This window comes from Pseudoalteromonas sp. P1-11 (genome assembly GCF_001399995.1).
GTDB lineage: Bacteria > Pseudomonadota > Gammaproteobacteria > Enterobacterales > Alteromonadaceae > Pseudoalteromonas > Pseudoalteromonas atlantica.
In genome coordinates, this window is the sequence record NZ_LJSP01000002.1 from 210,515 (window position 1) to 223,619 (window position 13,105).

General features: G+C 40.1%; 12 protein-coding genes. 6 read left to right on the plus strand and 6 right to left on the minus strand.

Translation table 11 applies throughout. From position 1 onward, the window contains the following. Nucleotides 1-334 precede the first annotated feature (334 nt). Together fadR and AN390_RS03645 are read left to right on the plus strand one after the other, a co-directional pair. Nucleotides 335-1,048: a fatty acid metabolism transcriptional regulator FadR gene (gene fadR, locus AN390_RS03640; RefSeq protein WP_004587375.1), complete on the plus strand. Its 714-nt coding sequence runs from the start codon at nucleotides 335-337 to the stop codon at nucleotides 1,046-1,048. Between the two features lie 235 nt (nucleotides 1,049-1,283). After that, complete coding sequence (locus AN390_RS03645; RefSeq protein ID WP_004587374.1) at nucleotides 1,284-1,889, plus strand: peroxiredoxin; 606 nt, start codon at nucleotides 1,284-1,286, stop codon at nucleotides 1,887-1,889. 86 nt (nucleotides 1,890-1,975) lie between these two features. On the opposite strand, the gene AN390_RS03650 is transcribed toward AN390_RS03645, so the two are convergent. After that, nucleotides 1,976-4,567: a TonB-dependent receptor gene (locus AN390_RS03650; RefSeq protein WP_055253004.1), complete on the minus strand. Its 2,592-nt coding sequence runs from the start codon at nucleotides 4,565-4,567 to the stop codon at nucleotides 1,976-1,978. Between the two features lie 378 nt (nucleotides 4,568-4,945). Further along, nucleotides 4,946-5,425: an SsrA-binding protein SmpB gene (smpB, locus tag AN390_RS03655; protein ID WP_004587371.1), complete on the minus strand. Its 480-nt coding sequence runs from the start codon at nucleotides 5,423-5,425 to the stop codon at nucleotides 4,946-4,948. A gap of 145 nt (nucleotides 5,426-5,570) precedes the next feature. Here smpB and AN390_RS03660 point away from each other — a divergent pair, with 145 nt between their 5' ends. Then, a complete protein-coding gene (locus AN390_RS03660) occupies nucleotides 5,571-6,008 on the plus strand; it encodes a type II toxin-antitoxin system RatA family toxin (protein WP_055253005.1) in 438 nt (145 codons plus the stop codon). Beyond that, on the plus strand, nucleotides 6,008-6,325 hold the full coding sequence (locus AN390_RS03665; RefSeq protein ID WP_029773434.1) for an RnfH family protein: 318 nt from the start codon (nucleotides 6,008-6,010) through the stop codon (nucleotides 6,323-6,325). Before AN390_RS03660 ends, AN390_RS03665 begins: the two co-directional genes overlap by 1 nt. 63 nt (nucleotides 6,326-6,388) lie before the next feature. Here the strand turns inward: AN390_RS03665 and AN390_RS03670 are convergent, their stop codons facing one another. Next, nucleotides 6,389-6,748, minus strand: coding sequence for an outer membrane protein assembly factor BamE (locus tag AN390_RS03670; protein WP_004587368.1), 360 nt, complete (start codon nucleotides 6,746-6,748; stop codon nucleotides 6,389-6,391). Nucleotides 6,749-6,855: 107 nt separating this feature from the next. Between AN390_RS03670 and AN390_RS03675 the strand changes: the two genes are divergently transcribed. Beyond that, nucleotides 6,856-7,170 (plus strand): GIY-YIG nuclease family protein, encoded by a 315-nt coding sequence (locus AN390_RS03675; RefSeq protein WP_004587367.1) that lies wholly within the window; start codon nucleotides 6,856-6,858, stop codon nucleotides 7,168-7,170. Here AN390_RS03675 and AN390_RS03680 read toward each other — a convergent pair. The 3 genes from AN390_RS03680 to ilvC form a co-directional block, all read right to left on the minus strand. Then, nucleotides 7,156-8,334: a tetratricopeptide repeat protein gene (locus tag AN390_RS03680; RefSeq protein ID WP_055253006.1), complete on the minus strand. Its 1,179-nt coding sequence runs from the start codon at nucleotides 8,332-8,334 to the stop codon at nucleotides 7,156-7,158. The two genes, AN390_RS03675 and AN390_RS03680, sit on opposite strands and share 15 nt — an antisense overlap. Before the next feature lie 79 nt (nucleotides 8,335-8,413). Beyond that, complete coding sequence (locus tag AN390_RS03685) at nucleotides 8,414-10,333, minus strand: methyl-accepting chemotaxis protein (RefSeq protein ID WP_024031820.1); 1,920 nt, start codon at nucleotides 10,331-10,333, stop codon at nucleotides 8,414-8,416. Nucleotides 10,334-10,497: 164 nt separating this feature from the next. Then, nucleotides 10,498-11,970 (minus strand): ketol-acid reductoisomerase, encoded by a 1,473-nt coding sequence (gene ilvC, locus AN390_RS03690; RefSeq protein ID WP_029773436.1) that lies wholly within the window; start codon nucleotides 11,968-11,970, stop codon nucleotides 10,498-10,500. A gap of 139 nt (nucleotides 11,971-12,109) precedes the next feature. Here ilvC and ilvY point away from each other — a divergent pair, with 139 nt between their 5' ends. Continuing rightward, a complete protein-coding gene (gene ilvY / locus AN390_RS03695; protein ID WP_055253007.1) occupies nucleotides 12,110-13,015 on the plus strand; it encodes an HTH-type transcriptional activator IlvY in 906 nt (301 codons plus the stop codon). Nucleotides 13,016-13,105: the final 90 nt, after the last annotated feature.

Below are 13,105 nucleotides of genomic sequence, written 5' to 3' on the forward strand. Positions count from 1 at the left end.
CGCTAAAAAGGCTTGTTTAAACGTTACAGTTAACAGGCTGCTGTATGCGACTTTTAAATGTACTTGCTGCCGCACACGGGAATTATTGTAGTAATGTAATGGTGAAGCAAAAACAGCAATGGTATTAATGTACCTACTATGAATAGGGTTAATTTATTTAGCGAATTAGGCCTAATTTAAGCATGTTGAATTTTATTATTTACTATTGCGAAATTTTCAGCGGTTGGTTGGCACTTATATCAACGAGTTTACTTGTTAGTTATATTTCATCTGGTACAATCTGTCAGTTATTCGTATAAAACGATGAGTTGTGATTAATTCGAGTGGGAATTGAATGAGAATTTTTAAAGCTAAAAGCCCAGCAGGATTTGCTGAAGAGTATATAGTTGAATCTATCTGGAACGGCGATTTCCCTCCAGGTTCAATTCTACCTGCAGAGCGTGAGCTTTCTGAGTTAATTGGTGTAACCAGAACAACCTTACGTGAAGTACTGCAACGTTTAGCACGCGATGGCTGGCTAACTATTCAGCACGGCAAGCCAACCAGAGTGAATAACTTTTGGGAAACATCGGGTTTAAACATACTCGAAACGCTGGCGCGCTTAGATGAAGACAAAATGCCAGAGCTGACCGATCAGTTATTATCTGCACGTACTAATATTAGTGCTATTTATACCCGTGCAGCGATAAAGCTTAACCCTGAGCGTGTTATTGAAATTTTATCAAAAAGCGATGAACTTGAAGACACTGCGCAAGCTTTTGCAGATTACGATTACAAAGTACACCACGAATTAGCTGTCGCTGGTAATAACCGCATATACGTACTTATACTTAACGGTTTTAGAGGGTTTTACTTTAAAATTGGTTGTCATTATTTCTCAGACGCAGGCACTCGCCAGTTAGCACGTCAATTTTATAAAGACCTAACAGTATTGGCTGAAAACCGTGAGCATGATGGCGCGATTTCAATGATGCGTAAGTTTGGCCATCAAACCGGTGAAATCTGGCAAAATATTAAAGGCGATATGCCTTCCGATATCATGGATTAACCCATTTTTAAAACCTGCAAATGCAGGTTTTTTTATAGGCGTAATAAAGTTTTAATATCTGTTCGGTATTTTCGATTGTGCACATCGCTAAATACGATTGTTCTTTTTTCCTTATTAAATTTAAAATGCCATGTAATTATGTGTTGGCGCTATTGTTTTTTTATTTTTAGCGCCCATATAAGTATCAGCATTGCGTATGCAATCGACAACAAACTCAAAATATTTGGAGAATAAAATGGGTGTATTAGTAGGCCGCCAGGCACCAGACTTTACCGCTGCAGCTGTACTAGGTAATGGTGAAATTGTAGATAGCTATAACCTTCATGAAACAATTAAAGGTAAAAAAGCAGTAATCTTCTTTTACCCACTAGATTTCACGTTTGTATGTCCTTCAGAACTTATCGCATTTGATAAGCGTTACGAAGAATTCCAAAAGCGTGGCGTAGAAGTAATTGGTGTTTCTATCGATTCACAATTCTCACACAACGCATGGCGTAACACTGCTGTAGCAGACGGCGGTATTGGTAAAGTTCAATACGCACTAGTTGCAGACGTTAAGCACGAAATTTGTAAAGCATACGATGTTGAGCACCCTGAAGCAGGCGTTGCATTTCGTGGCTCTTTCCTAATCGATGAAGAAGGTAACGTACGTCACCAAGTAGTGAACGACTTACCACTTGGTCGTAACATCGACGAAATGATCCGCATGGTTGACGCGCTAGCATTTCACAGCGAAAACGGCGAAGTATGTCCTGCTGGTTGGGAAGAAGGTAAAAAAGGTATGGACGCAAGCCCTGAAGGTGTTGCTAAGTTCCTATCTGAAAACGAAGGCGAGCTATAATTTAGCCCCTACGTTTTAATAAAAAACCGCCATATGGCGGTTTTTTTGTTTTTAATATAGCCCATTTAATAATGGGCTATATTAAATTAAAACGAGAAGGTTACTTTAGTGTAGAAGTAACGACCACGTGGGTTATGTACGCCCGATGCATACCCGTAAAGGTCGGCATCGCCATCACCAATGGCAAATGGTGGCTCTTCGTCAAATACGTTATTTACACCAAGCGACACTTTAGTTGCATCACTTACACGGTAAGAAGTTTGTAAATCTACCAGTGCTTGCGAGTCAACCATACGCGATGTATTGCTATCAAAGTCTAAATTACCGTCAAAGTCTATATCTGGGGTATCTTCAAACTCGCCTACGTAGCTAATATTTACGTTGGTATTAAATTGGCCAATTTCCCAGTTAGTAGAGAAAATCCAGCGGTGCTCTGGGTAATTGTATTCACCCGTGTAATCGCGGCCGTCTTTTTCAAACTTGTTTTGGTACGCCCATTCTAAGTTAAATTTAAGTAAGCCTAAATCATCCAGCGAATGGTTGTAATTTGCTGATAAATCAACACCTGACACTTCTTGCGAAGAGACGTTTTCAAAGGTGCTGTATATTTTTTGAATGGTGCCTAAGCTATTACCACCACTAGGTGCTAAGCGTACACACACCGTGCTATCTTGGTTATTACACTCAGAGTTATAAATTGGGCCAAATTCTTGTTCATCAATTTTATTATCTTGGGTAATACTCCACACATCTACGCTTAAACCAAACTCAGCAGAAGGTGCCCAAATAAAGCCAACGTTCCATGATTCTGACTCTTCGGCTTCTAAATCAGGGTTACCAGCAAATTCAATGTTGTAATCTAGCGCGTCACAATCAAGGCCAGTTGCTTCACAGCGATAAGTATCTACAAAAAACTGACTTTCTTGTGATGGACCTAAACCTACTTGTGCAAGCGATGGCGCTCTAAACCCTTGTGCCCACGAACCACGAATGGTTATTTCTTCGGTAGGTGCCCAGCGTAAAGCGACTTTAGGGTTTGTTGTATTACCAAAATCGCTGTAATCATCGTAACGGCCAGCGAGTTGTAGCTCTAGGTTTTCAGCAAGTGGGATTGAAAATTCCACATAGGCTGCGTATTGGTCGCGCTCTGCTGCAGCAGACACAGACTCAGTACCAAAAATTAAACCGCGCTGAAATTGGTCATCCGGTGTATCGGTTACATCTTCTTCACGGTATTCAATACCCGCGGCCATCATAACCACATCATCACCAAAGCTAAATGCTTCACCAGAGATGTTAGCGTCGAATGAGGTCATATGAGACTCACCGCGGCGTACTAAGCTTGTGGTAATTCTGTCAATAACTTCTGGGCTGTTATACGTGCCACCAAATGGGTTATAGTTACCGGCATCAATCTCTTGTTGTAAAAAGTCGGTGCGAACCCAACCTTGCGAACGATCGCCTGTTTGAAGTGATTTACTACGGCCTTTTTGAACCGCAGCTTCCCAGCTCCATTCCTTAATTTCGCCTCTTAGGCCAGCTACAAAGCGAAGTGTGTCTGATTCAATATCCCATTGGCGAGCGCCCGCATCAACCGTACGGTAACGGCCAATTTGAATATCTTCACCAAACGGGTTGTTAGGGTGGCTAGCAGGTACTGTTAAACCTGCATCTTCATCAAGTGGAGTAGGGGCACCGGCTGCAACTGAGGTATTATGCTGCACTGCCATTTCTAAAAAGCCGGTAATACCATTATCAAAATTGTATTCAAATTGAGAAATAGCTCCTACGCGCTCAGACTCAGGGGCGATGTAGCCAAATGGGCCGTAATCAAATAAACAACTGCCGCTTGATGTGGCGTTTTCTGCAGGGCAATCTGGGTCAATTGTTTTTACACCATCAACATAAAAGTAGCCTGGAAAGCCACGAGAAGAGCGAAAGTCTTCGCCGCCATAAGGCGATTGATTAGCGGTGCCTAAGCTGCCCATTTCATCTGACGAAAGCGAGGTGTTTTTAAAGTAATCAATAATAATTGAGGCACTGCTTTTTTCGCTAGTTGTACCCCATACTAAACTTGCTGTTGTTTCTTCGTAATTTGGGCCATCGGTACCACCGTAGCCTAAGTTTAGTTCAACGCCATCTATGTCTTTTTTTAAAATAACGTTGACTACGCCCGCTACTGCATCAGAGCCATAAATTGCTGATGCGCCATCTTTTAAAATATCAATGCGCTCAATCGCCGATACCGGAATACTATTAATATCGACAAATGAGTTTGTAATACCTTCGGCAAAGGCACTAATAGCCACACGGCGGCCGTTGATTAGCACCAATGTAGCATCAGCACCTAAACCACGTAGGCTGACCGCGGCAGATCCATTTGCAGTTGAATCTTGGTTGTTGCCGCGTGTTGAGAAAGTACCGCTGCCTGCCACAGGCATTCTTTCGAGGAGTTGTTGAAGGTTATCGTAACCCATGTTTTCGATATCTGCTCTGCCAATAGATTGTACTGGCGAAGGCCCTTCGATATCGGTGCGTTTTATGCGCGAACCTGTTACTTCAATGCGTTCTACTTTTTTTGCTTCTTCAGCAGCATAAGCTGTTGTTGTAAATCCTGCTGAAAGTGCGATTGTAGCACCTGCAATTATGCTAGGTGTAAATGCAATTGATTGCTTCATCCTTAAGTCCTTGTTGATATGTTATAAATTTAGTTGCTTAACAAGCGTTGACATTAATATCATGTAACTTAAGTGTTATCAATCTACACCCTTTGCGATTTTAGTATGAGTTTTTGTAGAGTGTTGAAGGAAAAATATTCAATAATAGAAACAACGAAAAAGGATAGACAAGGCTAAATTACTCGCTTTGTACCATAAAATTTGCGCACTAAAATGGACAGGCATCTAAAGAAATTAAAAAAATAAATAAAGTGTAATAATTTATTTATATCACGCACAGGGATGAATTAAATAAAGCTGAGGGGAATTTGATCAGGTTGTTTTAAATTTAACCGGTGAGAAATTAAAAAAAACGCCTAAATAAATTAGGCGTTGTGTTTATACTTTATGTTTCATGAGGCGTTCTTTCTCACGCGACCAATCTTTATTTTTGCCGTCTTCACGTTTGTCATGCATTTTTTTACCTTTTGCTAAGTGAAATTCAAGTTTCACCCAACATTTTTTCCAATACATGGCAGTGGCAACAAGTGAGTAGCCATCTCGTTCAGTGGCACCGACTAATCTATCAAGCTCTTTGCGGCTTAATAACAGTTTACGGTATCGCATTGGATCGCAAATAACATGAGTCGAGGCGCTATTTAAAGGCTGAATTTGACTGCCTAATAAAAAAGCTTCGCCATTTTTAAGATGAATATAAGTTTCTGAGATGTTTACCTTACCAGCTCGGATACTTTTTACTTCCCAGCCCTGTAGTTCAACACCTGCTTCAAACTTGTCGTGTAAAAAATACTCATGACGCGCTTTTTTGTTAAGCGCGATGGTATTACTGTTCGATTTTGATGATTTGTTCTTAGCCATAGTGCCCTATAATATACGTATTAAGAGATGTTTTACATCGATTTTTTATATGTGCCTTTAAAATAATCTGGTGAACTTAAGACCATGAAAATTTGGGGAAACGCGCAAAGCTTGCTAAAATTCGCCCACACAGTTGGGAGTGAGTATGCCACAAATAGAAAAAAGTGCGCTGGTTATGTACAGCACTAAAGAGATGTTTGACCTAGTTAATGATGTAGAAGCTTATCCGCAGTTTTTACCTAATTGCTCAGACTCTAAAATCGTTTCGCAGCACAATAATAACATGACCGCGAGTTTAGAAATATCCAAGGCGGGTATAAAAAAGTGGTTTACCACTGAAAACACCTTTATTGACGAGCAAACCGTGCAATTAAGGCTGGTTGATGGCCCATTTAAAACTCTTAAAGGGCGTTGGCATTTTCAAGCGTTAGATAAAAAAGCCTGTAAAGTTGAGCTTAAGCTTGAATTTGAATTCTCTAGCAAGCTTATAGAATTGGCGTTTGGTAAAATATTTAATGATGTAGCTAAAAATATGGTTAGCGCATTCACGCAACGTGCAAAAGATGTATACGGAGCAAGATAATGATTAGCGTTGAGATAGTTTTTGCATTACCGACTAAAGCAACCACATTAACAGTGGAAGTAGCGCAAGGAACCACAGCCGAACAAGCTGTTATTCAATCGGGGATCATTGAAAAGTGCCCTGAAATAGACCCAACTGCGCTTACTTTAGGTGTATGGAATAGAACAGTAAAAGCGCATTACGAATTAAAAGATGGCGACAGAATAGAAATTTATCGTCCACTAATTGCAGACCCTAAAGATGCTCGAAGAAAGCGTGCTGAAAAAGCAAAGGAGGAAGGTCGAGCAAATAAAGTTACCGGTGGGCGTCCTTTATAAAGGTCATTAATGTAGTAAATAAAAAAGGTGAGCCATGCTCACCTTTTTTAATAACTAAAGCGTTTACTGCTCTAGCGGAGTATCAAAGTTTTCTGGCTGATCATAATCACCCGAAACAGCAACTAGTTGATCATTTTCAAATTTAACCAGCAACTCTTTATGCTGCTCATTATCGCGGCCTTTGTTAAAGCTGTACACATAACGCCAGGTACTATTATCAAACGCATCTTCTGCTATTGGACGACCTAGTACATAAATAACTTGCTCTCGTGTCATGTTTACACGAAGCTTATCTACATCTGATTGCTCTAAAAAGTTACCCTGTGGGATATTGATTCTATATACCCAGCTAGAACAACCTGCTAAAGAGCTGAATGTGAGAGCAACGATAAGCCAAAGAGAAAAAGTTTTTAACGACTGCATTGTTAGTTGTGATCCTTATTTTTTATAATCTGCATGATACCGATTAGTCACTGAAGGTAAAACCCTTTTAAGAAATTGTTTTTAGTTACGAGGGTTAGGGCAACGTTTTGACCACAAACACACAAAAAAGTTTAAGTATAAATATAAGCAAAGCACACAAAGTACCCTCAACGTGGTATTTGTATATAGTGCAAACGCGTTTAGGTCACTGGTATACAGGTATAACAACCAATGTTGATAAGCGCTTAGCCACGCATCAAGCGGGTAAAGGCGCAAAAAACTTAAAAGGCAAAGGCCCTTTAGTTTTAATTCATCAACAAAAGGTGGGCTCAAAAAGCGAAGCCAGTAAGTTAGAGTGGCAAATTAAAAAATTAAGTAGGGCCCAAAAAGAGCACTATGTACAACAGCTAATGACTAAGTGAAGCTGTGGCATTTTTTAATGCTTTTAATTTATTACGATAGCGGGCTTTGTCATAGTTAAACTCGGCGTTTATACCCGCTAAACGCATATAATGTGTTGCCTGCTTTATATTGCCGGTAAAATAATATGCTCGCGCAAGGCCAAAGTGGCTTTCGTGTAACTTAGCGTCAATTTTATAAGCGCTTTTAAAATGCTTAATCGCTTGAGAGTAATTTTTAAGTACCAGTTCACTATTACCCAATGATATATGGTAATACGGGTTAGCTTGGCGCTTTTTATTGAGCTGTTTTAGCATTTGCTGACCTTGTTTAGCGCGGTTACTTAAGGTGTACAGCACAGCGAGATTACCTATGGCAGTATGGTTATTTTTATCAAGCAATAAAGCATAGTTATATGCCTGTTCAGCTTCTTTTAAATAATTAAGCTGCCTAAATACAATACCTAAATTCCCCCAGCCACCACTGTATAATGGGGCGGCTTCAACGGCGGCACTAAAGTAGCTATAAGCTAAATTATAATTTTTATTTACTAAAGCTTGAGCGCCTTTATTGTTATAAAACATAGCCGTAACAAACTCTTTGCTTATTGGGCTGGTTTTAAAGCGTTGTTTTCTTATATTCGGGTCGAAGTCTATGGTTAACTGTTTATCACGTTGATAAACCATTGTGGCTGGTATTGTTTGCATAAGCGCATTGTCAATTGATAAATTAATATGCCCTGTCAGTAAATTAACCCCTTTATTCATTGCCCAATATTCAGGAATATGAACCTTTTGAAAGCGCGCTTTTATACCTAAATAATCGGCTAAGCTATACGCTAATATCGATAACGACAGGCAATTAGCATTTAAATTAGCGTAGGTTTGCGATGCACTCAATGTGGCGCCACTTTGATAGGTTAATGAGTTATCGCCGTTTTTTAATAAAAAACTTAAAATACTGTTCGCTAAGTAATGCGCGCTTCGCTTAGTGGTTAAGTGGGCATCAAGTTGGGAAGTGATTGTTTTGTCGAGCTTAAATATGTCTTGCTCGGTTTCGACGTTAATACGGTTAAATGTTGGATGGTTTGCTAGGGCAAGCGGCGGCGGTTCACGCACCGTGGTGTTACATGCGCTTAAATATAAGCAACTACTTAGTAATAATGCGTTAAAACAAGATATGTTCATAAACCACCTCCAACATATTACATCTATAAGTGTAGATGCAATATGCGCAGGTGGTTTATTAAAGTGTTACAAAACGTGTTTAGTGGTGTTTTTCAAAGGTGGCTACGAGTGCATCAAGGGCTTGAGCGCTATTTGCTAAATCGCGAATTGCTTGCTCGGTGTTTATTTGCTCATTCATAGCACGGTCACTAATTTCACTTATTTGCTCAATATTACGTCCTACATCAGCAACCACGTTACTCTGCTGCTCAGTTGCGGTGGCAATTAAAGTAGCCATGTCGTTTATTTGATTTGCTGTTTCGCTTATCGCATCAAGCAATTCAACAGAGCTTTGCATTGCGCCTACGCTTTGTTGGGCTTTTTGCTTAGATTGACTAATATCGTTTACTACATCTTCAGAAATAGTGGTTAGCTCTTCAATCATTGACTGAATTTCGGTGGTTGATTGCGAGGTACGATTAGCAAGCGCGCGTACTTCATCGGCCACCACTGCAAAGCCTCTACCATGCTCACCAGCCCGAGCCGATTCGATGGCTGCGTTTAAGGCTAGTAAATTAGTTTGCTCTGAAATGCCGCGAATAGAGTCAACAATACTCGCTATATCAATTGTTTTTTTAGAAAGCAGTGTTACTTGCTCGGTAATGCCGTCAATGTCAGTGGCAAGCGCTGAAATTGTAGCTTGGCTTTGCAGTACTTGCTGATGGCTTTGGCTGGTGTTTTCTTGACTGCTTTGCGTTAACTTAGCTGCATTAGCCGCACTTTGTGCTATTTCTTGTACAGTTGCGCCCATTTCGTTAATGGCTGCAGCAACCGAAATGGTTTGCTCTTTTTGATTATCAATAGACTGCGAGTTGTTTTTTGCTTGTTCAAATACATGATTAGAACTTTGGCGTATTTCTGTACTTTCGTTGGCGACTTGCTTTATGGCAGTTTCAATTTTATGAATAAACTGGTTAAAGCCATGGCTTAAATTGTTTAGCTCTGGCTGATTAGACTCTGGCAAACGGTACGCTAAATTAGCATCGCCTGATCCTAAACGTGAGAACAGTTCGGCCATATCCGAAAGCGGTGACGCTAAAGAGCGTGCTAACAAGTAACTTAGCATGCTAGCAACGAGGGCTATCACTAGTGTAAAGGTAAATATTTGCCACTCCAATGTACCTACAGTCGCAAATACCTCACTTTTAGGTACTTGGGCTAATACGTATAAGTCGGTATTGGCTATTGGCATGGCTGCTAAAAATGTGGCTTCGTTATTAAGTGATAATTCTGTAATTGCAAAACCAGAAGGGTTATACAAAGTACTATGAACATTACTGCCATAAAGTGTGTCTATGTTTACTTTAGCCACTTTATTTGCATCTTTATGTAACTGAATTAAGCCGCTTTTATCTGCAATAAATACAAAGCCAGTTTGCTCAATTTTAAATTGTTGTAATAGCTTTTGCATGTCGGTGATGCTTTTTGCAAGCCCCGCTAATCCAAGCCCATTTGTTTGTTGATGATTTACAAACATTTTTACATCAGTCGGAGATTCTTGATAAATACTGATTGAGTACGGATTATTTGAGTTGGTAAAGCCAAAAAACCACCCATCAGCCGCGTCGTTTTTAAGCACGCGTAAAAATCCGTGTTGGTTCCAATATTGTGCTGTATCACGGTTAGCCCACGACGCAGTTGCTAAATCAAACTGCTTTGCTACGCGGTTTAATTCTTTAAGCAGTAGTGTGTCGTCTTGGTTATTTGAGCGCGCCCACTCTAAGATAAATTCATTTGATGATAGTTGCTGTGCAGCACCTAGTAGTTCGTTTATTTCGCCACCAATTTGATTACTAATACTGTGTAATTTGCTGGGTAGCTCAGATTCAATCATACGTCGTTCTATAATATCTTCAGAGCTATATAAAGACGTTAAACCAATTAATGCAGCGACACAGATTGCAATGGTACTGCCTAAAATGGTGATTTTTTGAGTGATAGTTAGGTTTTTTATCGTCATATTATTTAACTTTACAACTAGGTAGATAGCCATGTTAGCACATTATTAATTAAGCGCTAATTATTGCAATATATCTAAAAGGGTATACTCGCTTTTTATTATTACTAGCACGAAAAAGCCCACAGCGTATGCATGTGGGCTTGGTTTCTAACAAGCGAAACTAGTTATACAATTTTCTTCATAGCTGACATGTAGCCGCGTAGTCTAGCGCCAACAATTTCAACAGGGTGCTCACGTAGTGCAGTGTTAATTTGAATCAGTGTTTGGTTATCTACTTGGTTACTTTGCTCATTTAAGCCTTTACCAATAACATCGGTGTCGATGTTTTTCATAAAATCGGCCAATAATGGTAAACACGCATGGTTGTATAAGTAACAGCCGTATTCTGCAGTATCAGAAATAGTACGGTTCATTTCGAATAATTTTTTACGTGCTATTGTGTTGGCAATTAACGGTGTTTCGTGTAAAGACTCATAATAAGCCGACTCGTCAATAATGCCTGCTGCAGTCATGGTTTCAAATGCAAGCTCAACGCCCGCTTTAACCATAGCAACCATTAAAATACCGTTATCGAAAAACTCTTGCTCAGAGATTTCTACATCACCAGCAGGGGTTTTTTCAAAGTTAGTTTCGGCAGTTTCTGCACGCCATTTTAGTAAGTTTGCATCGTCGTTTGCCCAATCTTCCATCATTACGCGTGAGAAAGTACCGTCGATAATGTCATCTTGGTGCTTGTTATAAAGCGGGCGCATAATAACTTTAAGTTCTTCGCTTAGTTCAAACGCTTTTACTTTTGCAGGGTTTGATAAACGGTCAAGCATGTTAGTAACGCCGCCGTATTTAAGGGCTTCGGTAATTACTTCCCAGCCGTATTGAATTAGTTTTGATGCGTAACCCGCATCAATGCCTTTTTCAATCATTTTATCAAAACATAAAATTGAACCGGTTTGTAACATGCCACAAAGAATTGTTTGCTCGCCCATTAAGTCTGATTTAACTTCAGCGATAAACGATGACTTAAGTACACCGGCACGATGACCACCGGTACCCGCAGCGTAGGCTTTAGCTTGTGCTAAGCCGTGACCTTGTGGGTCGTTTTCTGGGTGAACAGCAATAAGAGTAGGTACACCAAAGCCGCGTTTGTATTCTTCGCGAACTTCCGAGCCAGGACACTTAGGAGCAACCATGATTACCGTAATGTCTTCACGAATTTGCATGCCTTCTTCAACAATATTAAAACCGTGCGAGTAAGCAAGTGTAGAGCCTTGTTTCATCAAAGGCATAATGGCAGTTACAACGGCCGTATGTTGCTTATCGGGTGTTAGGTTTAATACTACGTCAGCGCTCGGAATTAGCTCTTCGTAGGTGCCTACAGTAAAACCGTTTTCAGATGCATTTAAGTATGACTGACGACGCTCATCAATTGCTGATTGACGTAACGTGTACGATACATCTAGGCCTGAGTCACGTAAGTTTAAACCTTGGTTAAGACCTTGTGCGCCACAGCCAACAATAACCAGCTTTTTACCTTTAAGTGCATCAACACCATCGGTAAATTCACTTGGGTCCATAAATTCACATTGCGCTAATTGAGCTAACTGCTCGCGTAAAGGTAAGGTATTAAAATAATTCGCCATGTTAGTGTCCTATAATTCGTGTTTGTTAGATGCAAAGCGTATTTGCTTTGCTTAAACACACCATAAAAAAAAACTTTGCTTGCGTAAAATGATATATTTGCACTAAAGTATTTCAAAAAATGAAACGTAGAGGCGTGTAATGGATCATAAGCATTTAAATTACTTTTTAGCGTTAGCTAAAACGCTCCATTTTGCCCGTGCGAGCGAGCTGTGCCATATAAGTGCACCTACATTAAGTCGCAATATTAAGCAGCTTGAAGATGAGGTCGGCGTTGCTTTATTTATACGTGATAACCGAAGTGTAAAATTAACTAAAGAAGGGGAGTCGTTTATTGATTACGCCACCTCTACACTGGCTAATTGGCAGCGCTTTAAAACGAATGTGAAAGACCCAACCCAGCATATTTACGGTAATGTGAGTATTTATTGCTCAGTCACCGCCTCGTATAGTTTTTTGCATCAAATATTAGAACAGCTCCGCGCGCAGCATCAGCATATAGAAATAACGCTAAATACCGGCGATCCGGCGTTGGCAATAAACCGAGTACTGGATGCCCATGAATCAATGGCTATTGCTGCACGGCCAAGTAAACTGCCTGCCCAAATTGCTTTTGTTAATATAGGCCACTCTCCACTGGTTCTTATTGGCCCTAAAATTCAATGCCCGATCAGCGAAAAAATAGCGAAAAACGCCCCAAATATCGATTGGTCAGAACTGGAGTTTATTGTACCTGAGCAAGGTTTTTCTAGGCAGCGGTTAGAGCAGTGGTGGCGGAAAAATAATGTGCATGGAAAAATTTATGCACAAGTAGCAGGGCACGAAGCAATGGTGTCTATGGTGAGCCTAGGATTAGGTGTCGCCATGGTTCCCAAAATAGTGCTAGATAATAGTCCGCTACAAGACAAGGTACACGTACTGCCCAGTGAAAATTACCAGCCAGAAGGGTTTGATATTGGTTTGGCGGTGCTAAAAAAAGAGCTTAACGACCCTGCAATCAGTGCATTATGGAATATTGCACAAACTTTAGGCGCAAATGTTATTTAAGCTTTTAACGATTAATATAATTCAGTAAATAGTATGATTAACAGTTGCGTATGAGTTTACTATTACTTAACATGAAAGCTTAATAATAAA